The following is a 23053-nucleotide window of genomic DNA, read 5'->3' on the forward strand; positions in this document are numbered from 1 at the left end:
GTCCTCTCCCCTTTCTTAATGAGCGAGGGCTGCTTTTTGCCCGTTTGCCGTTTCTTGATTTTTCGGTTTTGTGTTTGCTTCAAAGGCATACATCACCGCTTCTTCATGACTGAGGCCCGCTTGTTTTTGTTCTTCAATGCTTTGAAGCATCATTTTGTAATTTCTCGGAATGACTTTGATGAATTGATCCTTTTCTTGCTCCCAGTTTTCAAGAAGTGCTGCTGCTTTTGAGCTGTTTGTATAATCAAGGTGTTCCTTGATCATTTGTTTCACTTCTTGTTCTTCTTCATGATCTGTGAGCTTTTCAAACATGATCATTTCCATATTGCACATTCTTTTGAACTGTTTTGCATCCGATGTATGGATGTAAGCCACACCGCCAGACATACCTGCACCAAAGTTTTTCCCAACGTCTCCTAAAATAACGACACGTCCGCCAGTCATGTATTCACAGCCGTGATCTCCGATTCCTTCAACAACCACATGTACACCTGAATTACGAACAGCAAATCGTTCACCAGCACGCCCGTTAATATAAGCTTTTCCGCTAGTTGCGCCGTAAAATGCAACGTTCCCTACAATGACGTTTTCATGTCCATTTTGTACAAAATGATCAGACGTTTTAACAGCAATTTTGCCTCCTGAGAGTCCTTTGCCGATATAGTCATTTGAATCACCTGTTAAATAGAGAGACATGCCCTTTGGCACAAATGCGCCGAAGCTTTGTCCAGCTGAACCAGTGAATCTTAGTGTGATGGTATCCTCTGGCAAGCCCTCTTCCCCGTAGCGCTTAGACACTTCACTGCCAGTAATGGTTCCGGCCACACGGTTGATATTGCGAATGTTCAATGATAGATCAACCGGTGTTTGATGATTCAGCGCTTCTTGCACATAAGGAAGGATTTCATTCATATCCAGCGATTCATCAATTTTATGATTTTGCGGTGTTCTGAATGTCCGCGCTCCTTCTGGCTGATAAAGCAATGTTTCAAGGTTTAGCTGGCCTGCTTTCCAGTGTGCTTTTGCTCGTTCACTGACCGCTAGGACGTCCGTGCGTCCGATTAATTCATCCATTGATGTAAAGCCGAGTTCCGCTAAGATTTCTCTTACTTCCTCTGCAATAAACATCATGAAGTTCACAATGTGATCGGGGTTACCCATGAATTTTTTGCGAAGCTCTGGATTTTGTGTGGCTACTCCGACTGGGCAAGTATCTAAATGACATGCTCTCATCATCACGCAGCCCAGCACGACAAGTGGAGCTGTCGCAAAGCCATACTCTTCTGCTCCTAAAATCGCAGCCATCACAACGTCGCGGCCAGTCATTAACTTTCCGTCTGTTTCAAGAACGACTCTTTCGCGAAGACCGTTTAACACAAGGGTTTGATGCGCTTCTGCCAATCCAAGCTCCCAAGGAAGCCCTGTGTGTTTAATACTCGTTTTCGGTGAAGCTCCGGTACCGCCGTCATAACCACTGATGACAATGACGTCCGCAGTTCCTTTTGCTACACCTGCTGCAATCGTGCCAACGCCGGCTTTAGATACAAGCTTGACACTGATGCGGGCATCACGGTTCGCGTTTTTCAAATCATGAATCAGCTGTGCCAAATCCTCAATGGAATAAATATCATGATGCGGCGGTGGTGAAATCAATCCGACACCTGGCGTAGAACCACGTACATCGGCAACCCAAGGATACACTTTATTTCCTGGCAGCTGTCCGCCTTCTCCAGGTTTTGCTCCTTGCGCCATTTTAATTTGCAGTTCATCTGCATTGACTAAGTAATGACTTTTCACACCAAATCGGCCAGAAGCGATTTGTTTAATTGCACTTCTGCGGTCATCACCATGTTCATCTACTGTAAAGCGGGCAGGATCTTCTCCGCCTTCTCCGCTGTTACTTTTACCGCCAATTCGGTTCATCGCAATCGCAAGTGCCTCATGCGCTTCTTTACTTAAAGATCCAAATGACATGGCACCTGTCTTAAAGCGGCGCACGATGGATTCAGCAGATTCAACCTCTTCCAGACGAACCGGCTTTTGTTTTGGCTGAAATGCAAACAAGTTTCTGAGGAAGCCGATTCTTTCTTCATCCGCTGCTTTTGTATATTGTTTAAATAGATCGTAATCTTCATTACGGCATGCCCACTGGAGCGTATGGATCGTTTTTGGATTAAAGGCATGATGCTCTCCATTTTTTCTCCACTGGAATTCACTGCCTGATTCAAGTGTCTGGTCAGTTGCTGCTTGATACCCTGCATTATGGCGAAGTTTTGCCTCATGAGCAATGGTGTCAAGATCAATTCCGCCAAGCTGAGAAGCTGTTCCTGTGAAATACGCTTGAATGACGTCTTCACTAATCCCGACTGCTTCAAAGATTTGCGCGCCTCTATAGCTTTGCACAGTGGAAATCCCCACTTTGGACATGACTTTGACGACACCTTCTGTCACGCTTTTACCAAACTTTGTAACAGCTTCATCAAAGCTGATCGAAATCGCTTCGTCTGCAATCAGCTGTTTGTACGTTTCATAGACAAGGTAAGGGTGAATCGCATCTGCGCCGTAGCCAATTAGTGCGGCAAAATGATGGACCTCTCTCACCTCTCCAGATTCAACGATCAGACTGACCTTTGTCCGCAGGCCTTGACGCACAAGATGCTGATGAAGTGCACTTAGCGCAAGAAGTGGTGGAATCGGTACTTTTTGTTCTGTCATTTCACGATCTGAAAGGATTAATAAAGAGACACCTTCTCTGATCGCTTTTTCCGCCTCTTCAAACATCGCATCCAGTCCGCGTTTTAAATCATCGGTGAAAAGTGTATGGATTGTTTTGCTTTTAAAGGCATTATGAACAATCGTTTTCAAGCCGTTAAATTGCCCGCTCGTTAAGACCGGTGTATAAAGTTTAATTCTTCGGCATGAATATTCATTCGGATGTAAAATATCGCCTTCGGCACCTAACCAAGTCATGGTTGATGTCACGAGCTGCTCACGAATGGCATCAATCGGCGGGTTCGTGACTTGTGCAAACAGCTGCTTAAAATAATGAAAAAGAGACTGCGCACGATCTGATAACACAGCAAGCGGTGTGTCACTTCCCATTGAACCGATTGGATCCTTGCCTTCCTCTAGTAAAGGAATTAAATACTTTTGAATGTCTTCATACGTATAATGGAACGCACGCTGACGTGTCAACAAATCATCCATTATACTAGAATTTTCTGAATTTTCTTCCGAGCGATTGACGTGGACCATTTCTTCATCGAGCCATTTTTGATAAGGCAGTTCATTCGCAATGGTCGATTTCACTTCTTCGTCAGAAATAATTCGTCCTTCTTCTAGATCAATGAGCAGCATTTTACCAGGCTCAAGTCGATCTTTATACTTAACATCTTCTTCATTTGTGTCGATTACGCCAACCTCAGAAGAGAAAATGATATGATCATCATTCGTGACATAATATCTTGCCGGTCTTAATCCATTTCGGTCTAAGATGGCCCCGATTTGTTTGCCGTCAGTAAAGGAAATCGCTGTTGGTCCATCCCACGGCTCCATGAGAGAACTATGGTATTCATAAAATGCCCGTTTCTCTTTCGACATGTGCGTGTTTTCCGTCCAAGGCTCAGGAATCAGCATCATTGCTGTATGAGCAGGTGTACGGCCTGCAAGCACAAAGAATTCAAAGGCATTGTCTAAAATGGATGAATCACTTCCGTCTGCATTCAGCACTGGCAAAATTTTGTCTAAATCGTCTCCGAAGGCTTCAGATACGAATTGTTGTTCTCTTGCTCTCATCCAATTGATGTTTCCTCTTAATGTGTTGATTTCCCCGTTGTGAATTAAGTAACGGTTTGGATGGGCTCTTTCCCATGTAGGAAATGTATTTGTACTAAATCTTGAATGAACAAGTGAAAATGCAGAAACAAATGTTTCATCCTGTAGATCAAGATAAAAAGCATCGACTTGATCTGATGTTAAAAGCCCCTTGTATACGATGGTTTGACTCGACAGGCTGACAAAGTAAAATTGTTTTTCTTCTCTTGTTCCCCAGTTCTCAGCCTGTTTACGGATGACATATAATTTTCGTTCAAATGATAAACGATCTGTGATCTTGTCGTTTGCTCCGATAAAGACCTGTCTCACAACCGGACAGCTCTTCGCTGCGACAGTACCAATTTTTCCTGGATCGACAGGAACCGTTCTCCAGCCAATTAATGTTTGGCCTTCTTGTTTAATGAACCCGTTGATTTTCTGTTCGATGGCTTGACGCGTTTTTTCGTCATCATCTTTTGAAAAGAAGACCATTCCTACCCCGTAACGGCCTTTTTCAGGAAGTGCAAATTCTTTGCAGTTCTTTCTAAAGAAAGCGTCTGGCAGCTGTACCATTAAACCGGCACCATCACCTGTATACGGATCACTGCCTTGCCCGCCGCGATGATCAAGCTGGCACAGCATTTGTAATCCCTTTTTGACGATGCTATGTGTCGCCTCCCCTTTTAAATGGGCGTACAGTCCGATTCCACATGCATCATGTTCAAATTCAGGACGGTAGAGACCTTGTGGTTGTGGTAGTTGATTATAAGTCATCGTTTCTCTCCCCCGTTTAAAAGATCCGTTTTTTCACAGTAATAAAATCTCACAAACTCTGTAACTTATTTTAAGTTTTCAAATTGATATAAACAATATATAATTTAGATCAAAACAATCTCTTTTTGAGATAGATGGGTGTGAAGTGCAAAAATGGAGCTTCGTCAGTTACGTTATTTTGTAGAAGTCGCAGACCGTGAACACGTGTCAGAAGCGGCTGAAAACTTACATGTTGCCCAATCTGCCATCAGCCGGCAGATTGCGAATTTAGAAGAAGAACTTGGAGTGGCCTTATTCGAACGAGAAGGACGAAATATCAAATTAACGAAGATCGGCAGACAATTTTTAGATCATGTCAGAACTGCACTCAAAGCCATTGATTATGCGAAAGAGCAAATTGATGAATACTTAGATCCGCACAAAGGAACGGTGAATATTGGCTTTCCTACAAGTCTAGCAAGCCAAGTACTCCCTTCTGTCATCTCCGCCTTTAAGCAGGAATATCCAGAGGTCGATTTTTTACTTCGTCAAGGGTCCTATAAATTTCTCATTGAAGCGGTCAAAAACCGAGATATCGATCTCGCCTTTTTAGGACCCGTACCGACAAACGATTCTCAAATAGAAGGAAATATTTTGTTTTCCGAAAGCATTTATGCCCTTTTACCGGTTAGCCACCCCTTTAGTGGACAAAGAAGTATTCATTTAAGTGATTTAAGAAAGGATCATTTCGTGTTATTTCCTGAAGGGTATGTGCTGAGACAAATTGCGGTTGATGCTTGCAAGCAGGCAGGCTATGAGCCTACCATTTCATCTGAAGGAGAAGATTTGGATGCCATTAAAGGTCTCGTATCGGCAGGTATGGGCGTTACCTTATTACCCGAAAGCGCCTTTTATGAAACAACACCGCGATTTACAGTGAAAATTCCGATCGATTTCCCTCAAGTGAGAAGAACGGTTGGAATTATTGCATCTAAAACGCGCGAAATGTCTCCTTCTGCCCATGATTTTTATGTGTTTGTGAAGGATTTCTTTTCTAAAATTGAACAATATAAATAATTCACTAAAACAAGACATTTCATTTGTAGAAATAATCCCACTTTGTATATGATGGGTTACAGAACAAAAGACTATATGGAAGAAAGGTATTCATATGAAATCAATTTTATCGTTTTTAAAGCCGTATCGGCTGTCCGTTGTGTCCATTGTCATTCTCACCTTTTTAAGCAGTATGCTCCAGCTGTATTTACCGACGTTAACAGCAGATATCGTTGATGTCGGTATCGTCCAGGGAGATATTGCTTACATATGGAAGGTTGGCGGCTGGATGGTGGCTTGTTCTTTACTCGCCATTTTGCTCACCATTTGGAAGTCTTACTTGTCATCAAAAACAGCACTTGGCTTCGGGCGTGATATGAGAAGACAGCTGTTTGTACATGTCGAAAAATTTTCATTAGAAGAATTTCAAAAGATCGGCACGTCTTCCTTTATTACAAGATCAACAAATGATGTGAAACAAGTCCAAGATGTGACGATTATGATTTTACAAATGATGACGCGGGCCCCGCTCATGCTTGTAGGCGGAATTATTTTGGCTGTTTCCAGGGATGCTGTCCTGTCTCTTATCTTTTTAGCGGCCCTCCCCCTTCTTGGCGGATTTATCTATTTGGTGTCAAGAAAAGCCATCCCGCTATTTGGCCAGCTTCAGAAAAAAACAGACCGGCTGAATTTAATTATGCGAGAATCTCTTTCAGGCATCCGCGTCATTCGCGCCTTTAACCGTGTGGATGATGAAAAGGAGCGATTCCAAGAAGCCAACACGTCCTATAAGGATACTGGTCTTAGAGTCAACCGATTAATGGCTTACTTGTTTCCATTTATGCTGATTATCATGAACTTCACGAATATCGGCATTGTCTGGCTTGGCGCAAACCGAATTGATGCCGGAGAAATGGAAGTTGGAAATCTCATTGCCTTCATTCAATATGCGATGATGATTTTAATGGCGCTTATTATGCTGTCGATGAGCTTTATTATGGTCCCAAGAGCACAAGCGTCAGCTAAACGCATGAATGAAGTGTTAAACATGGAACCAAAGATTAAAGACAAAGAAGAGTCTATCACTGACCTTCACGAGCCCGCCCAATCCATTCGCTTTGAGGATGTGTCATTTTATTACTCAAATGCTGAGAAACCGGCCGTTCAAGGTATCACGTTTGAAGCTAAAACTGGTGAAACAACAGCCATTATCGGAAGTACGGGTTCTGGGAAAACAACACTTCTCCAGCTGATGACGCGCTTTTATGAAGTGACAGAAGGCCGGATTACACTAGATGGTGTAGATATTAGAGAGCTGCCTCAAGAGAAACTGAGAAACCAGATGGGCTATGTCTCTCAAAAAGCTGTTCTATTCAGTGGAACCATTGCCGAGAATGTACGCTTTGGCAAGCAGGATGCAAGCGATGAAGACATCTGGCAGGCGCTGCGAACTGCGCAGGCCGAAGAATTTGTTTTGCAAAAAGATGGCGGAATTGATGCAGAAATTGATCAAGGTGGTTCCAATCTATCCGGCGGCCAAAAGCAGCGGCTTTCCATTGCAAGGGCGCTAGTGAGAAAACCATCATTCTATCTGTTTGACGATAGCTTTTCAGCACTTGATTACAAAACAGATGCAAAGCTGCGGGCATCATTAGAAGTAGAAAAAGCTCATGCAGCCCTCATCATTGTGGCTCAACGAATCAGTACAGTGAAGCATAGTGATAAAATCATTGTACTTGATGAAGGGAAAATCGCAGGTATCGGAACACATGAACAATTAATAAAGGATAATCTTGTATATCAAGAGATTGTCGCATCTCAGGAAGGTCAGGAGGTGAGCGAGGATGAGTAAGAAAATGTCTTCTGGCATGGGCCATAAAGGCGGCCACCCTAAAGGGCCAGCCGCAAAACCAAAGGAATTTAAGAAAACACTGCTTCGTTTGACAGGCTATTTAAAACCAAGGAAATTTCAGCTGATCATCGTCCTTATTGCAGCGATTGGTTCAACTGTCTTTAACGTCATTAGTCCAAAGCTGCTTGGGGATGCCACCTCTTCCTTATTTGACAGCTTTACGAATGGAACAGGCGTTCAATTTGATGTCATTTCACGAATTCTTTTGCTGCTTGTCGTGCTGTACGTCGTTGCTTCCCTCTTTTCATTCGTTCAGCAATATGTCATGGCTGGTGTCTCTCAACAGACCATTGCTGAATTACGGCAGGAAGCAAATGACAAGCTCACACGTCTCCCCCTTCGTTATTTTGATAAAACAACCCACGGGGACACACTGAGCCGTGTGATGAATGATATCGATAATATTAATACATCGCTTCAGCAGGCGCTCACCCAAGTGATTACATCTGTGATTACAGTCATTGGGATTGTCGTCATGATGCTCTTCATCAGTCCGCTGCTTACGTTGCTTGTTTGTTTGACGCTGCCACTCAGCCTGTTTGCGATTCGCGGCATTACGTCATTTTCTCAAAAGCATTTTAAAGCGCAGCAAAAAGAGCTTGGCACGATCAATGGACATATTAATGAGATGTTCACAGGACATCAGACTGTTCGTGCGTATGGCTACGAAAAGAAAGCAATCGATACATTTGATCAATTAAATGAAAAGCTGTATGAATCATCAAGAAAAGCACAGTTCATTTCTGGTTTAATGATGCCAATGATGACCTTTATCGGGAACCTTGGCTATGTGGCAGTCAGTGTAGCCGGCGGGATTCTAGTCATTAACGGGAATATTCGTGTCGGGGATGTGCAGGCGTTTATCCAATACACACAGCAAATGTCTCAGCCGCTTGTGCAAGCATCAAGCGTCGCAAACTTAGTTCAATCAGCGATCGCTTCTGCTGAAAGGGTCTTTGAAATCCTTGATGAGGAAGAAGAAAGTACCGAAGAAGATGCGGCAATTGATCTTGCATCACTCTCAGGCGATGTGAGCTTTGAACAAGTTCAATTCGGATATGAAAAAGATCATCCGATTATTAAAGATTTGGATTTAGATGTGCAAGAAGGTCAGACGGTTGCCATTGTTGGGCCAACAGGTGCAGGAAAAACAACCATCATTAATCTTTTAATGCGTTTTTACGAATTAGATCAAGGCTCCATACGCATTGGCGGTGTCAAAACAACTGACCTCAGCCGTCAGCAAGTACGAGACTTATTTGCGATGGTTCTTCAAGATACATGGCTCTTTGAAGGAACGATTTACGACAACATTGCCTATGGCAGGCAGCACGTTTCCAAAGAGGATGTCATTAAAGCCGCCAAACATGCCTATGCAGATGATTTCATCCGCACGCTTCCAGATGGATATGACACACTGTTAACAGAAGATGCAGGCAACCTGTCTCAAGGTCAGCGCCAGCTGTTAACCATCGCCCGTGCCATTTTATCTGATCCAAAGATCTTGATATTAGATGAAGCAACAAGCAGTGTGGATACACGGACAGAGATGCATATTCAAAAAGCAATGAATGAATTGATGAAAGGCAGAACGAGCTTCGTGATTGCACACAGACTTTCAACGATTAAGGATGCAGACCTTATTTTAGTCATGAAGGATGGAAGCATCATTGAAAAAGGATCGCACAGCGAACTTTTAAAACAAAAAGGCTTCTATGCAGACTTATATATGAGTCAATTTGCCGAAAATCAAGTGGGATAACATCAAAAAAGAGGATAGACACGCATGTCACATGCTGTCTATCCTCTTTTCAATTGTCATCTGCTCGCTTCTTCACTTTTACACTGAGCTTCGTTATATACTCTGCTTCATCTTTAGACATGAGCGAATGAAGTAAATACTCCTCAAATACATCTCCATCCAGCATCATGCCCTCTTTCTCGATTTCATCTAACAAATGCGAATAAGCAGACTCAATCTCTTCATATGTTCCTTGATCATACATCACCGCATAGAGCCCGCCAGGTTTTTTGACTGCCCCCGGGCCATCCATTCGGCAGAACAGCTGATCTGACTCATGATAGTGCCGCTTACGGAACTGCTCCTTTTTTAAGACAGAACCATTTGCCGCAGCGCCTTTTATGCCAACCCCCTTTAAAAATTCTCCTACAATACGTGATATTTCTTCTACAGGTGTATTGAAGTCGATCGGGTTTGATGCACTTAGTACAACGGGTTCTTCTGGCAGCTCTTGAAACAGGACCTCCCCTATTTTCACATTTGCTAATTCATGCGTCGTCTCCATCACCCGCATAAGAAAAGCCTGGATGTCTTGAAGTTTTTCAATCTCTTGTTTGACCTTTTTTATTTGGTCGGCCGCTAGGCTTTGCAGTCTTTCGCGGGAAGGTTCTGTGAAATATTGTTTTAACTCTTTGATCGGAAATTGAACAGCCCGCAAGGATTGAATCGCAATAAAATGGTCAAATTGCTCAAGTGTATAGTAACGGTACCCATTTTTATGCACACCAGCCGGCTTAAATAAATCGATTTTATCATAATACAGAAGCGTATCCTTTTTTACATCAAATAGCTTGGCAAATTCTCCAGTGAAAAACGTTTTTTGCACATCATTGATCATGATGAAGGCTCCTTTCTTGACTATGGAGTAACTCCACCCTTTATCATAACATGCAGAAACACCACTACGCATGGAAAGGATAAAAAAATGAACAAAATAACTCAACATGAAGTAACATTAGCACAAGCAAATAAAGAGGACTTCCCTTCTATGAAAAAAGAGCTTCAGAAAGCTTTTACAGCTGGCGTGATCGACGCATTTGGCGATGCGCAGGATGGACCGATTCCTCCAGATGAAGTGATTGATGAATCTTTTCATTCCAATGACCACATTGTTTATCATATTATGCTAAATGGTGAAAAGGCAGGCGGCGTTGTGATCAAAATCAACCAAGAGACACATCACAACTCGGTTGATTTGCTATACATTTCATCATCCTTTCACGGCCGGGGCATTGGTCAGGCAGCATGGAAAGCCATCGAGGCGCAATATCCAGAAACGATTGTATGGGAGGTTGTGACTCCATACTTTGAAAAACGCAACATTCATTTTTATGTCAATAAATGCGGTTTTCAAATAGTTGAATTTTATCACTTACACCATCCAGATCCAAACGCACCTCATGAAGCACATCACGGCAATGGACCTTTAGCACCTGAGGAATTTGAATTTTTTAAATTTGAGAAGGTCATGAAGAAAAATTGTGCAAACGTAGGATAACGTGTATTTCTTTTAAATAAAGTTAAAAACACTACCTCATAAAAAGGTAGTGTTTCTTGAATCTTTCTAGCTTCTAATCTGACCGTCACCACACAGAAGCAGCTTAGTTGTCGTAAGTGCAGGGAGTCCCATTGGCCCTCTTGCGTGCAGTTTTTGAGTAGAGATGCCGATTTCAGCTCCATAGCCAAGTGCGCCGCCGTCTGTAAAGCGAGTCGATGCGTTATGGTAAACGGCTGCCGCATCGACTTCGTTTAGAAACGTGAGTGCATTTTTTTCATCTTCTGTCACGATGGCTTCTGAATGCTTTGTGCCGTACTGATTGATATGGCTGATTGCTTCCTCAATTGAATCGACTACCTTTACTGCAAGATCCAGACTTAAATACTCATCTGTCCAATCCACTTCCAAAGCAGGAACCGCGTTTGAGAAGTAAGACTCTGCTGCCTGGTCGCCATGTACAGTGACACGGTGCTCCTGCAAAGCTTCATTTAATGAGGCTGCATTCTCTTTCAGCCAATCGCGATGAATAATCAGCGTCTCAAGTGCATTACATACGGCCGGACGATTCGTTTTCGCATTGATTACAATCTCAATGGCTTTTTTCACATTCGCGGTTTGATCAACATAGACATGACAGTTTCCTGTCCCTGTTTCAAGCACTGGGATAGTGGATTCTTCTACCACTGTTTTGATTAAAGATGCTCCGCCTCGCGGAATTAAAACATCAATCCATTCTTTTAGTTGAAACATCGCCTGAACCGATGAACGGTCTGTTTGTTCAATTAATTGCACCGCATCACGAGGAATCTTTGTTTGATCCAATGCTTCATGGATCACACTGACGATGGCTTTGTTGGAAGAAATAGCGGAGGAACCGCCTTTTAAAATCACTGAGTTGCCTGCCTTAAGGGCAAGGCCTGCTGCATCGACAGTGACGTTCGGTCTCGCTTCATAGATCATCCCGATCACGCCGAGCGGTACTCTTCGGCTTTTCACGTGTAAGCCGTTATCAAGAGTCCATTCATCCAATATTTTTCCAACAGGATCTGTTAATCTCGTCACAAGCCGCAAACTTTCAGCAAACTCGTGAATTCTTTCTTCATTTAACATTAATCGATCCATGAGTGCCTCTGAGAAGCCCTTTTCTTTCCCAGTATCTAAATCCTTTTGATTCTCCTGTAAAATGAAACGGCTGTTTTGCTCTAACGCTTCTGCCATTTTAAGCAGCGCGTCATTTTTTTCCTCTGTCTGAAGTAAACCGAGTTTTTTTGAAACATGCTTTGCTTTCTTCGCTTTTTCTTTGACCGATGTGACAACTTCAGCTGTCAGTGTCATGGAATTCCTCCCTTTTGGTTAACAAACTGGAATCGATAAATCTAAATGACAAACAAATGCTTCAAGATCAACGACATGCACGATTTCATCTTGTAACAAGTCACTCTTACGTGCGAGTTCATCTGATGCATAATTCACAACGCCAAGCCCTATTTCTCTTCCATCTTGATCTAAAATACGGACAACATCGCCTTTTTTAAATGAACCTTTCACATTGACAATCCCATCAGAATCAAGACTTCCCTCTCGGTGCATGAGAAATTCCTGTGTTTTCTCTTGAACCACGATCTCACCCTTTGGTCCAGAATGAAAGGCAATCCACTGCTTCTTATAATTGAGCGGCGCTACATTTTCGTCAGCGGTAAAATAAGTGCCGTCCTCTGTCCCATTGATCGCTTTGTCTAAAATGTGAGGCGTATCTGCTTTTCCTAAAAAGCCGTTGATCCCTGCGGCCATTGATATTTTAAAGGCATCGAGCTTTGATTTCATTCCGCCTGTACCTACGCTGCTTCCTGCGTCTCCAGCAGCTGCTTCGATGTCTTCTGTGATGTCTGTCACTTCAAGAATTCTCTTCGCATTTGGATTTGTATGAGGATTATCTTCATACAAGCCATCAATATCAGATAAAATAGCAAGGAAATCCGCATCAATGAGTCCAGCTACTTTTGCAGACAATGTATCGTTGTCTCCAAACTTCAACCGATTGATCGTCACTGTATCATTCTCATTAATAATTGGGATGATGCCTCGATCCAATAACACGTTCATTGTGTTACGCACATTTTGATAGCGCGTTTCATCAGAAAAATCACTTCTTGTGATTAAGAGCTGTGAAGCAATATAACCATGTGATAAAAATAAAGTAGAATATGATTCCATTAATAGCCCTTGCCCAATTGAGGCAGATGCCTGCTTTTCCGGCAGTGTTTTGGGTCTATCGATAAATCCTAGTTTTCGGTAACCAGCTGCAACCGCACCAGATGAAACCAAAATGACTTCGTGTCCTTCATCTTTAAGTTTCACAATTTGATTGACGAGGTTTTCTAGTTTTTTCAAACTAATCTCACCTTGAAAGCTAGTAAGAGAGCTGCTTCCGATTTTCACAACAATTCGTTTTCTCTCTTTATCTGCGTACACCTAATCACTCCTGTACCTGAGCTCTATTTATATAGATACTTTTTGTTTTTGCTGATTGCTTATCTCTTTTGAACGATTAGCCGCATGTTTGACAGCCTGCTTGATCGCTTCTCCCCCGCCAAAATCATCTAATGCATTCAGTCCTGCAGCAGTTGTTCCATTTGGTGACGTAATTTTCTCTCTTAGGACAGAAGGATTTTCCTCTGTTTCTTGCAGCATTTTTGCCGCACCGAGGAGTGTCTGCGCGCCAATTTGGCGAGACAATTCCTTTGATAAACCTGCCTCTTCTCCTGCTTCTTCGATTCTTTCCATTAAGAAATAAAAGTAGGCGGGCCCGCTTCCAGCAATTCCAGTGAAAATATCCATTTGCTCTTCCCGAATGGTATAGACTTCGCCCATTTCAGACAAAAGAGCCTGGCTTATGCTCATATGGTCGTTTTTCACGTAACGTCCAGCAGATAAAGCAGTCGCTGACGCCCCGATCGTACTTGATGTATTTGGCATGACCCTCATAACAGGCTGGCCTTCATGCAGCATGTCTTCAATATACGATAGCTTAACACCTGCAAGGACAGACATGATGAGCTGATCTGGCTGAATACGAGGTTTTAATGATTCAAGGGCTGCTTCAGCATCCTTTGGCTTCATGGCCAAGATCAACATATCCATTTCTTCAAAAGGAAATGAATCCATTGCGGCTGTTTGGATGCCGTATCGTTTCGTTAGTTCATTCAATCGAAGTTGATTTTGTCTGTTTGTTGCGTAAATTTGGCCTAGCGGCATCTGTCCTGATCGCACAATCCCTGCGATCATTCCTTCCGCCATAGAACCTGCTCCAATGAAAGCAACTTTCTTTTGATCAATGATATTGATCCACTCCCTTGTTCGCTTTTTGTTCGTGTTTTTCGCACGTTAGTAATCGTAACATGATGAGAAATCGTGTCAAGAAAGAGCCAGCGTTTTTCAAAAGTCCCGAATGCATGGCCGGCAGCTTGCTGCAAGTATGTTAGCCGTGTTTTTCAAATACAGCATTTTAGATCAAAAGAACTATTATCATTTGAATCATAGGACCCTTTCGTTCGACTGAATTCACCATTTTATTTTTGGTTTCGGTGACTTCAATTCTATTTTTTAGAGAGCGCTCTCATTTTAATGACTTTCTATTTTCCTATATGGTGAATGTGCTTGAATCTTTCGATTAGACTATTGACATATTTTAGAAAACATGTCCGTTGAAATGATATTTTACTGGTGATACCGTGAAAGAGAAATCATGTGAAAAAGGAGCGTTCATAATGAAAGTGAAAGAAAACTATGTCAATGTGATTCCAATGAAAGAAATCCGTTCTACCGATGACCTTCTTTTCCCATTCCCTATTTACAATGAGCTGCGTGCAGAGAGTGATATTAGATATGATGAGACAAGAAAGTGCTGGGATCTCTTTCGATATGCGGATATTCAGTCTGTTCTAAAGCAGCCTAAAGTGTTTTCTTCACAGCGAGGAAGAAGCACGTCTAAAACAAGTATTTTAACGATGGATCCTCCAAAACATACAAAGATGAGAGCGCTTGTGAATAAAGCATTCACCCCAAAAGCGATCAAGCAATTAGAAGATAAGATCAAAGACCTGACACATGATCTATTAAATCAAGTCAAGGATCAACGTACGTTTGATATCGTGCAAGATTTAGCAGCTCCCCTGCCAGTGATGATCATCGCTGAGCTTCTCGGTGCAGAGGTGCAGGACAGAGAGCTGATTAAAAAACATTCTGATGCCCTCGTGGCAGGTGCTAAGGATGAATCAAAGGAAGCCATTCAGGCTGTTGTAGATATGCAGAAACGCGCTGAAGAGGAGCTGTCCATTTATTTTGCTCATTTGATCAAAAAAAGAAAAGAAACGCCTGCAGATGACTTGATCTCGCTTCTCATTCAAGCGGAAATCGATGGAGAGCGTTTAACCGAGAATGAACTGCTTGGCTTTTGTATTCTATTACTCGTTGCAGGCAATGAGACAACGACCAATTTAATAACCAATGCCGTACGACTGCTGACAGAGCAGCCGCATATTGCTGAATCAGTTCGGCAGGACCCCTCTCTTATTCCTCAATTAACTGAGGAAACGCTGCGGTATTATCCGCCTGTTCAAGCCATTGGCCGAATCGCCGCAGAGGATGTTGAAATTGCAGGCGCGCACATTCAAAAAGGAGACTACCTCATCAGCTGGGTTGCTTCAGCAAATCGGGATGAACAGAAGTTTGAAGATCCAGATACGTTCCGGCTTGACCGAAAATCAAATCCGCATATGAGCTTTGGATTTGGCATTCATTTTTGTCTCGGTGCACCGCTTGCCCGGCTTGAAAGCAACATTGCGCTTGACGTTTTACTCCAAACGTTTCAAGACATCACCTGCGCTACAGATCAGCTAAAACCTATTCAAAGCACGTTTGTTTTTGGGGTAAAAGAATTTCCTGTACATGTCACCCGTTTTTAAAAGTCCCTTTTTTAGGGGCTTTTTTTCATTTTCTTCAATTCATCATCTCTTTCTTACCTTCCACCTCCGAACATGCTAAAATAAAGTCCATACAAAGTGATAACGGAATGAAGAAAGGAAGCCAAAAACTCATGACCGATTATACAGCGATGAAAGACGGAATATTCAAATCAGTTTGTTCGTTAGACTGCCCGGATCAGTGCGGTCTTTTAATACATAAAGAAAATGGAAAGATCGTGAAAGTGCAGGGAGATCCGGACCACCCTGTCACACAAGGAAACATATGCAACAAAGTGCGTAATGTCACAGCACGTTTATATGATGAAAAAAGACTGACCACTCCGTTAAAACGTGTTGGCCAAAAAGGCGAAGCACAGTTTGTGCCGATTACGTGGGAAGAAGCCATTGAAACCATTCGTCAAAAATGGACAAAGCTCATCGAAGAAAAAGGGCCAGAAAGCATTCTGCCTTACAGCTTCTATGGGAACATGGGCAATCTCAACGCAGAAGGAATGGACCGCCGCTTTTTTTATCGTCTTGGTTCAAGCCAGTTAGACCGGACGATCTGTCAGTCAGCAGGAACGACTGGCTATAAATATACAATGGGCGCAAGCATTGGGACAGATCCTGAAGACACCATTCATACGAAACTATTTATCTTTTGGGGCATCAATGCTGTGTCGACCAATATGCACCAAATCACCTTGGCACAAAAAGCGCGAAAGCAAGGAGCTAAGATTGTCGTGATTGATGTTCACAAGAACCAAACCGGCCGGATGGCAGATTGGTTCATTCCGCTTCGTCCTGGTACTGACAGTGCACTTGCCCTTGGCATCATGCATGTTCTTTTTAAAGAGGAACGTACAGATGAAGCCTTTTTAGAGACTTACACGGTCGGCCATAAAGAGCTGCGCGAGCATGTAAAGCAGTATGATCCAGACACAGTTGAGCGCATCACAGGTGTCCCTAAAGGCGACATCATTACACTTGCAAGAATGTACGCTGAGACATCACCCTCTCTTATTCGCATTGGGAATGGTTTGCAGCACCATGATAATGGCGGGATGAGTATTAGAACCATTTCCTGCCTCCCTGCCCTGACTGGCCAATGGCTTCACAAGGGCGGCGGCGCGATGAAATCAAACTCTTCTTTTCTCAGCTATAATGAAACAGCTCTTCAGCGGCCGGATTTATTAAAAGAACGCACGCCTAGATCATTTAATATGAATCAGCTGGGCAGCGTGCTGACAAGCGCAGAGCCTTCCGTTGATTCTCTCTTTATCTACTCGTGCAACCCTGCGGTTGTGACACCTGAAGCGAATAAAGTCAGAGAAGGTTTGATGAGAGAGGATTTATTTACAGTGGTTCATGATTTATTCCTGACAGAAACAGCGGCGTATGCAGACATTGTCCTGCCGGCGACATCAGCCTTTGAAAATGAGGATTTCTATACATCATACTGGCATCATTATATTCAAATTCAGGAGCCAGTGATAGAACGCTACGGAGAAAGCAAATCCAATACTGAAGTATTCCGCCTGTTAGCCCATGCGATGGGCTTTGAAGATGAAGCCTTCCGCGAGACAGATGCTGAACTGATGGAACAAGCTCTTCATCATCCAGAAAATCCGCATTATGAGGACATTTCATACGAGGCATTAAAAGAAAAGAAATGGATCAAAGCAAAACGTGGACCTTTCCAGGAATTAAAGCTTCAAACCCCAAGCGGGAAAATTGAGCTTTATTCTGAACAAATGAAAAAAGACGGGTATCCAGCACTTCCAACCTATGTGCCCCTTTATCAGGAAAGCGATTATCCGCTTACCTTTATACCGGGACCGAACCATAATTTTCTGAACTCCACCTTCTCACTTCATGAAAAGCATCAAAAGCTTGAGAAATTTCCGAAGCTTCACATGAATGAACAGGATGCAAAGGAAAGAAAGATTGAAGATGGTGACATGGTCCGTGTGCTGAACGATCGAGGAGAGTGTGAGCTTGTCGTGTCAGTCGGTCAAAATGTATTATCTGGTGTTGTGGTCAGTCAAGGATTATGGGCAGATCAAAAAGGCAAAAAGCATTTAGTGAATGGATTAACACCTGATCGATTGGCAGATATGGGCGGCGGCGCGACGTTCTTTTCTGGCAGAGTGGAAGTTGAAAAATTATCATAGAAAAAAGCCAGCCGTTTTTTGCTGGCTTTTTTCATATGCTTTTATCGAATCATCAGCTGATTCGTCATGACATTCGCACTTCCGTTGCTTCGGTAGCCTTCTACAGTTAATGCTGTTTCATACATTTTACCCATTGGCATGCCTAAGCTTTCCCATTTTTTAAAATGCTCACTGACGGAGACAGTTCCGCTTGTGCGTTTTGTTTGACGTACACTCCAATATTGTTTGAAGGTAGCGTCTCCAATGATAGAAGGCTGATTGACACGGAGCGTTTCATATATGTCATATGTGCCTCCATCGGCATAAAATGATCCTTTATACGTTCCTGTTGGACGATATGTGCCCCATGACTCAACAATGTAGTATTCAGCTAATGGAGATTGTGTCCAGCCATAGACACATAAATAGGAATTCCCGCCCGGGTTAAAGGCTGCGTTGTAGTTGATGGAGATGTTGCCAAGTTGATGATGAGTTTTAGTGGAATCAAACTTCTTTCCTTTTCGAAATAAGGCATTTCCAATATTGTTCCAGCTTGCACTAAATGCCCCGCCGTTATTGAGTGTCATCGAGGTATTTCCGTAATCCTTCCATAATTCAAAATCGTATCCGCTGTGTGTCCCTATCCTATTATCATAAATCGTTTCCGCATGAGCTGGCACAGCCGTCAGTGTCAGCACAAATCCAATACACATCACAAACAACAGCCTCAATCTTTTCAATTTCATTTTCCATCCCTCTCCTTTTTTCATCCGTATTGTTCTGTCATCCCTAAGATGAAAAACCCATCACCTCCTTTCATGCAGCCCTTTCTGCTAGATGAAACGATACTGATTTAACCCGGCATGGATGTCTTTTGTTTGTGTATAAATCCTTTGATACAAATGAAATAGATCGGCATATACTTCTGCGTGCGGCTGATTTGGCTCATAAACAGCAGCTTGATGGATCAACTGATGTGCACATACTTCAAGTGACGGATACCATTCGCAGCCAACTGCGGCAAGCATCGCTGCACCTAAAGCGGGCCCTTGTTCATTGTCTAACTGGATGACTTCAGCCTGAAAAATGTCTGCTTGCATTTGAAGCCATGTCCGGCTTCTCGCACCGCCGCCAATAGATACAATAGAATCTATGTTTTTTCCTGCCTGCCGGAATAATGCGATAGATTCATTTAGCGAAAAGGTAATTCCCTCTAACACTGCTCTAACAACATGTGCCCTTTCATGCCTGCTGTCTAATCCAATCAAGCTGCCGCGAATGATCGAATCCGCATGAGGTGTTCTTTCCCCGACTAAATAGGGTGTAAAGAGCAATCCTTTCGCTCCTGGCGCTACATGAGCCGCACCTTCTAAAAGTGACTGAAACGATTCCTCAGGAGCCAGTAAGTGTTTTGCCCAGTTCAGGCTATATCCTGCTGAAAGGGTGACACCCATTGTGTAAAAAGCGTCTTTTTTTGCATGATGAAACAAATGCAAATTCCCTTGAAGCTCCCTTTCATGATCCTCTTCATAGGAGAGAATCACCCCAGATGTGCCGATGCTGCATAACGTGCGGTCAGAGGACAAGATGCCAGCACCAATTGCTCCGCAGGCATTATCTGCCCCGCCGGCAAAAACCTTTGCGCCTTCTTTCATCCCAACTTCACGTGCAATGTGCGGCAAAAGTGTACCAACCTCTGCCTCTGATGTGACAAGCGGCGGGCAAATGTGAGGAGAAATATCAAACGCCTGACAAATCTCCTCACTCCACGTCTGTTCACCGATATTTAACAGCAAGGTGCCAGCCGCATCAGAATAATCCATATGGACTGCGCCTGTTAAACGAAATCTGACATAATCTTTTGGGAGTAAAAACATGTCGATTTGCTGATCAATATGTGGTTCATGTTCCTTTACCCATAATAATTTTGGCAGTGTGAATCCTTCTAACGCCTGGTTTTTTGTGATCTTTTGCAGCCGGTCTCCCAGCTTTTTTGTCATGTGCGTACATTGTGCTGTCGTCCGTGTATCATTCCATAAAATTGCAGGGCGGAGCACTTCGCGAGATTCATTTAATAGAACTAATCCATGCATCTGGCCGGAAAAGCTGATGCCTTCAACTCGTCTTGAATGAACAGGCTGCTTTGCCATCAGTTCTTTCATCGCAGCCATTGTCTGCTTTACCCAATCCTCGGGGTGCTGCTCACAATATCCAGGCTTCTCTTGAATGAGGCGGTACGGCTTAGAGGCTTCGCAGCACACCTTCCCGCTCTCATCCACTAATATCGCCTTGACCCCGCTTGTTCCAAGATCAATTCCCATCACATATTTCATGTTTACACTCCTTCAAAACAGGTCAACCCCTTCAATTAATCTTCTAACAAGTATTGATTTAAACGGGCTTTCAGCTGTTCCTCTCTTCCCGATTCGTTTCTGATCAAAGGATGTTTCAGCGCATATTCTTCTAATGTATGAAAGTTTGCCTTTCCTTCTGAAATATCACGTCCAATTCCTTCAGAAAAGCTGCGATACCGGTGCTTTATAACATCTTCAAACACACGGTCTTCTATGAGTCTATGAGCGACCCGCAGTCCTTTTGCGAATGCATCCATCCCGGCAATATGGGCATATAAAATATCTTCAAGTTCAAAGGAAGCTCTTCTCACTTTTGCATCAAAATTAAGGCCGCCAGACCCTAGACCGCCATTTTGCAGAATTTCATACATGGCAAGAGTTGTGGCATACAGATCGGTTGGAAATTCATCTGTATCCCACCCAAGAAGCGAATTTCCTTGGTTTGCATCAACAGAACCGAGCAGCCCATGAATTCTTGCGACACGTAATTCATGCTCAAACGTATGGCCGGCCAGTGTCGCATGATTGGCCTCGATATTTAATTTGAAATGGGAATCTAATCCGTATTGTTTTAAAAAGGCGATGGATGTCGCTGCATCTGTGTCGTATTGATGAGTGGTTGGTTCCTTTGGTTTTGGTTCGATTAAAAATTGGCCAGTGTACCCAATTTCTTTTGCATAATCAACAGCCATATGCAAGAAAGCCGCCATGTGATCAAGCTCTCTTTTCATATCTGTATTGAGCAGCGTATCGTACCCTTCTCGTCCACCCCAGAAAACATAATTTTCTGCACCGAGTTCTTTGGCGGTTTCAATGCCTTTTTTGACCTGTGCGGCCGCATAGGCAAAGACATCTGCATGACAAGATGTCGCAGCACCGTGTACAAATCTAGGATGCTTGAACATATTGGCCGTGTTCCACAGCAGCTTTACTCCGCTTTGCTTCATGTATTCTTTCATTCTTTCTAAAATGATGTCTAATTGTTGATTGGTCTCTTGAAGCGTCTCCCCCTCTGGCGCGATGTCACGATCATGGAATGAAAAATACGGAACATCCAATAGGTCAAAAAGCTGAAAGGCGACTTCCAATCTAGCTTTTGCTAAATCCATTCCGCTATAAGAGTCCCACGCTCTTTGCATCGTGCCAGTTCCAAACATGTCTGTTCCATCAGCAGTTAATGTATGCCAATAAGCGACTGAAAAACGCAGGTGGTCTTTCATTGTTTTTCCGCCAATCACTTCGCTTGGATTATAGTATTGAAAGGCGAGTGGATTTTTTGATTGTTTTCCTTCATATTGAATTTTGCCAATTCCTTCTAAGCTGTATAACGTTTTCATATTTGATTTGGTCATGCTTCATTCCTCCTGAGTACACTTTGTAAGTTGATTCAACAAACTAATGATCAATCTATGAAAAAATCACATTGAATTTTCCATATTTTTTAGTTTTTTAAAAATATTTTCGTTATAATAAAGTTAAAATCATTTATCTTACTAAATACATGCTGAAAAAAGCAGCTCTTCTCAACTTAATCTAAAGACGAAACAAATGGAGTGGATAACGTGGATATCGCTGATCAGAACTTTGTAAAAAAAATAAATCAAAAACTATTATTAAAAGAAATTCTCCAGCATGCGCCCATTTCGAGAGCAAAATTATCTGAACGCACTGGATTAAATAAATCGACTGTTTCTTCTCAAGTAAGTACGTTAATGAAAGAACATCTTGTCTATGAAATCGGTCAAGGTGAGTCTAGCGGCGGGAGAAGACCGGTTTTACTAATGTTTAATAAACGTGCTGGCTGCTCCATCGGAATCGATGTCGGCGTTGATTATGTCAATGGCATATTAACTGACCTTGAAGGGTCCATTCTTTACGAAGAGCAGATCAAGCTCCCACCCAGCTCTCCTGAGGTCACAATACGTAAATTAATTGAATTAATACAGCAGCTCATATCACAAATGCCCTCTTCCCCATACGGGCTCATTGGCATTGGCCTATGCATACATGGTTTAGTGGATGCAGGTGAACAAATCGTGTTTACGCCTCATTCCAAATGGAAAAATGTTGATCTGAAAACCACGCTGCAAGAGACATTCCAAGTACCGATCTTCATTGAAAATGAAGCAAATGCCGGTGCATATGGTGAAAAAATCTTTGGTGCCGCTAAACATTATGACCATTTGATCTATGCAAGCATAGGCACTGGCATCGGGATCGGAATCATCATCGATCATCATTTATACAGAGGAGCGTATGGCTTTTCTGGTGAAATGGGACATATGACAATCGATTTTAACGGACCGACATGCAGCTGCGGGAACCGTGGATGCTGGGAATTGTATGCTTCTGAGAAAGCCTTGTTTCAGTCTCTTCAAACAGATGATCAGCACATCTCCCATCAAGACCTGGAACAGCTGGCCAAGTTAAATGATATGAAAACGCTCAATGCCCTGCGCAACTTTGGCTTTTACCTTGGTGTCGGTCTCACAAACGTCCTGCATACCTTTAACCCGCAAGCCATTATTTTAAGAAACAAAGTGATCGAATCACATCAGGCGGTTCTACATGTGATTGAGGAGGAGGTATCCTCGCGAATGGATACGCAATTCAGCTCACATGTAGAGCTGCTCCCTTCATCATTAGGACACAATGCGCCAGTATTGGGGATGACATCTCTTGTCATAGAAGCTTTTCTGCAAGATGCCACCCTCACAACATGACCTATTTGTTTTTCAAAAAGAGACAG

15 protein-coding genes are annotated in these 23053 nt (G+C 42.9%); 7 read left to right on the forward strand and 8 right to left on the reverse strand.

Going from position 1 to position 23053, the window contains the following annotated elements:
* Positions 1-15: 15 nt before the first annotated feature.
* A complete protein-coding gene (gene gltB, locus NSQ25_RS09420) occupies positions 16-4587 on the reverse strand; it encodes a glutamate synthase large subunit (RefSeq protein WP_326136295.1) in 4572 nt (1523 codons plus the stop codon).
* 153 nt (positions 4588-4740) lie between these two features.
* Between gltB and NSQ25_RS09425 the strand changes: the two genes are divergently transcribed.
* The 3 genes from NSQ25_RS09425 (at position 4741) to NSQ25_RS09435 (ending at position 9296) form a co-directional block, all read left to right on the forward strand.
* The gene (locus NSQ25_RS09425; protein ID WP_034280677.1) at positions 4741-5643 is read left to right on the forward strand and encodes a LysR family transcriptional regulator; all 903 of its coding nucleotides are present in this window, start codon (positions 4741-4743) and stop codon (positions 5641-5643) included.
* A gap of 94 nt (positions 5644-5737) precedes the next feature.
* On the forward strand, positions 5738-7474 hold the full coding sequence (locus NSQ25_RS09430) for an ABC transporter ATP-binding protein (protein WP_326136294.1): 1737 nt from the start codon (positions 5738-5740) through the stop codon (positions 7472-7474).
* The gene (locus NSQ25_RS09435) at positions 7467-9296 is read left to right on the forward strand and encodes an ABC transporter ATP-binding protein (RefSeq protein WP_326134785.1); all 1830 of its coding nucleotides are present in this window, start codon (positions 7467-7469) and stop codon (positions 9294-9296) included. Before NSQ25_RS09430 ends, NSQ25_RS09435 begins: the two co-directional genes overlap by 8 nt.
* A gap of 49 nt (positions 9297-9345) precedes the next feature.
* Here the strand turns inward: NSQ25_RS09435 and NSQ25_RS09440 are convergent, their stop codons facing one another.
* On the reverse strand, positions 9346-10173 hold the full coding sequence (locus NSQ25_RS09440; RefSeq protein ID WP_144496148.1) for a MerR family transcriptional regulator: 828 nt from the start codon (positions 10171-10173) through the stop codon (positions 9346-9348).
* An 87-nt stretch (positions 10174-10260) separates the two neighbouring features.
* On the opposite strand from NSQ25_RS09440, the gene NSQ25_RS09445 reads away from it, so the two are divergent.
* Complete coding sequence (locus NSQ25_RS09445) at positions 10261-10833, forward strand: GNAT family N-acetyltransferase (protein WP_326134786.1); 573 nt, start codon at positions 10261-10263, stop codon at positions 10831-10833.
* A 66-nt stretch (positions 10834-10899) separates the two neighbouring features.
* Here the strand turns inward: NSQ25_RS09445 and NSQ25_RS09450 are convergent, their stop codons facing one another.
* The 3 genes from NSQ25_RS09450 to proC are packed head-to-tail and all read right to left on the reverse strand — an operon-like array spanning position 10900 to position 14178.
* Positions 10900-12168: a glutamate-5-semialdehyde dehydrogenase gene (locus tag NSQ25_RS09450; protein ID WP_326136293.1), complete on the reverse strand. Its 1269-nt coding sequence runs from the start codon at positions 12166-12168 to the stop codon at positions 10900-10902.
* A gap of 18 nt (positions 12169-12186) precedes the next feature.
* The gene (proB, locus tag NSQ25_RS09455) at positions 12187-13305 is read right to left on the reverse strand and encodes a glutamate 5-kinase (protein WP_034280664.1); all 1119 of its coding nucleotides are present in this window, start codon (positions 13303-13305) and stop codon (positions 12187-12189) included.
* Between the two features lie 27 nt (positions 13306-13332).
* Positions 13333-14178: a pyrroline-5-carboxylate reductase gene (gene proC, locus NSQ25_RS09460; protein WP_080943455.1), complete on the reverse strand. Its 846-nt coding sequence runs from the start codon at positions 14176-14178 to the stop codon at positions 13333-13335.
* Positions 14179-14600: 422 nt separating this feature from the next.
* On the opposite strand from proC, the gene NSQ25_RS09465 reads away from it, so the two are divergent.
* The gene (locus NSQ25_RS09465) at positions 14601-15797 is read left to right on the forward strand and encodes a cytochrome P450 (protein WP_326136292.1); all 1197 of its coding nucleotides are present in this window, start codon (positions 14601-14603) and stop codon (positions 15795-15797) included.
* A gap of 131 nt (positions 15798-15928) precedes the next feature.
* Positions 15929-17971: a molybdopterin oxidoreductase family protein gene (locus tag NSQ25_RS09470; protein WP_326136658.1), complete on the forward strand. Its 2043-nt coding sequence runs from the start codon at positions 15929-15931 to the stop codon at positions 17969-17971.
* A gap of 41 nt (positions 17972-18012) precedes the next feature.
* Here NSQ25_RS09470 and NSQ25_RS09475 read toward each other — a convergent pair whose 3' ends face one another.
* The 3 genes from NSQ25_RS09475 to xylA all read right to left on the reverse strand — a co-directional run bounded on the left by NSQ25_RS09475 (position 18013) and on the right by xylA (position 21656).
* A complete protein-coding gene (locus NSQ25_RS09475; protein ID WP_034280656.1) occupies positions 18013-18696 on the reverse strand; it encodes a glycoside hydrolase family 11 protein in 684 nt (227 codons plus the stop codon).
* Between the two features lie 87 nt (positions 18697-18783).
* A complete protein-coding gene (gene xylB, locus NSQ25_RS09480; RefSeq protein WP_326136291.1) occupies positions 18784-20283 on the reverse strand; it encodes a xylulokinase in 1500 nt (499 codons plus the stop codon).
* Between the two features lie 35 nt (positions 20284-20318).
* Entirely contained in the window at positions 20319-21656 is a 1338-nt protein-coding gene (gene xylA, locus NSQ25_RS09485) for a xylose isomerase (protein ID WP_024428359.1), read from the reverse strand.
* A 210-nt stretch (positions 21657-21866) separates the two neighbouring features.
* Here xylA and NSQ25_RS09490 point away from each other — a divergent pair, with 210 nt between their 5' ends.
* A complete protein-coding gene (locus tag NSQ25_RS09490) occupies positions 21867-23027 on the forward strand; it encodes an ROK family transcriptional regulator (protein WP_041117672.1) in 1161 nt (386 codons plus the stop codon).
* Positions 23028-23053: the final 26 nt, after the last annotated feature.

Origin of the sequence: Bacillus sp. FSL R5-0512 (assembly GCF_038593295.1) — a bacterium.
GTDB classification, from domain to species: Bacteria; Bacillota; Bacilli; order Bacillales; family Bacillaceae; genus Bacillus; species Bacillus safensis.

Bases quoted from the DNA above. Each gene is read 5' to 3' on its own strand.
- gltB (WP_326136295.1), bottom strand. From the start codon at position 4,587: ATGACTTATAATCAACTACCACAACCACAAGGTCTCTACCGTCCTGAA.
- NSQ25_RS09425 (WP_034280677.1), top strand. From the start codon at position 4,741: ATGGAGCTTCGTCAGTTACGTTATTTTGTAGAAGTCGCAGACCGTGAA.
- NSQ25_RS09430 (WP_326136294.1), top strand. From the start codon at position 5,738: ATGAAATCAATTTTATCGTTTTTAAAGCCGTATCGGCTGTCCGTTGTG.
- NSQ25_RS09435 (WP_326134785.1), top strand. From the start codon at position 7,467: ATGAGTAAGAAAATGTCTTCTGGCATGGGCCATAAAGGCGGCCACCCT.
- NSQ25_RS09440 (WP_144496148.1), bottom strand. From the start codon at position 10,173: ATGATCAATGATGTGCAAAAAACGTTTTTCACTGGAGAATTTGCCAAG.
- NSQ25_RS09445 (WP_326134786.1), top strand. From the start codon at position 10,261: ATGAACAAAATAACTCAACATGAAGTAACATTAGCACAAGCAAATAAA.
- NSQ25_RS09450 (WP_326136293.1), bottom strand. From the start codon at position 12,168: ATGACACTGACAGCTGAAGTTGTCACATCGGTCAAAGAAAAAGCGAAG.
- NSQ25_RS09465 (WP_326136292.1), top strand. From the start codon at position 14,601: ATGAAAGTGAAAGAAAACTATGTCAATGTGATTCCAATGAAAGAAATC.
- NSQ25_RS09470 (WP_326136658.1), top strand. From the start codon at position 15,929: ATGACCGATTATACAGCGATGAAAGACGGAATATTCAAATCAGTTTGT.
- NSQ25_RS09475 (WP_034280656.1), bottom strand. From the start codon at position 18,696: ATGAAATTGAAAAGATTGAGGCTGTTGTTTGTGATGTGTATTGGATTT.
- xylB (WP_326136291.1), bottom strand. From the start codon at position 20,283: ATGAAATATGTGATGGGAATTGATCTTGGAACAAGCGGGGTCAAGGCG.
- xylA (WP_024428359.1), bottom strand. From the start codon at position 21,656: ATGACCAAATCAAATATGAAAACGTTATACAGCTTAGAAGGAATTGGC.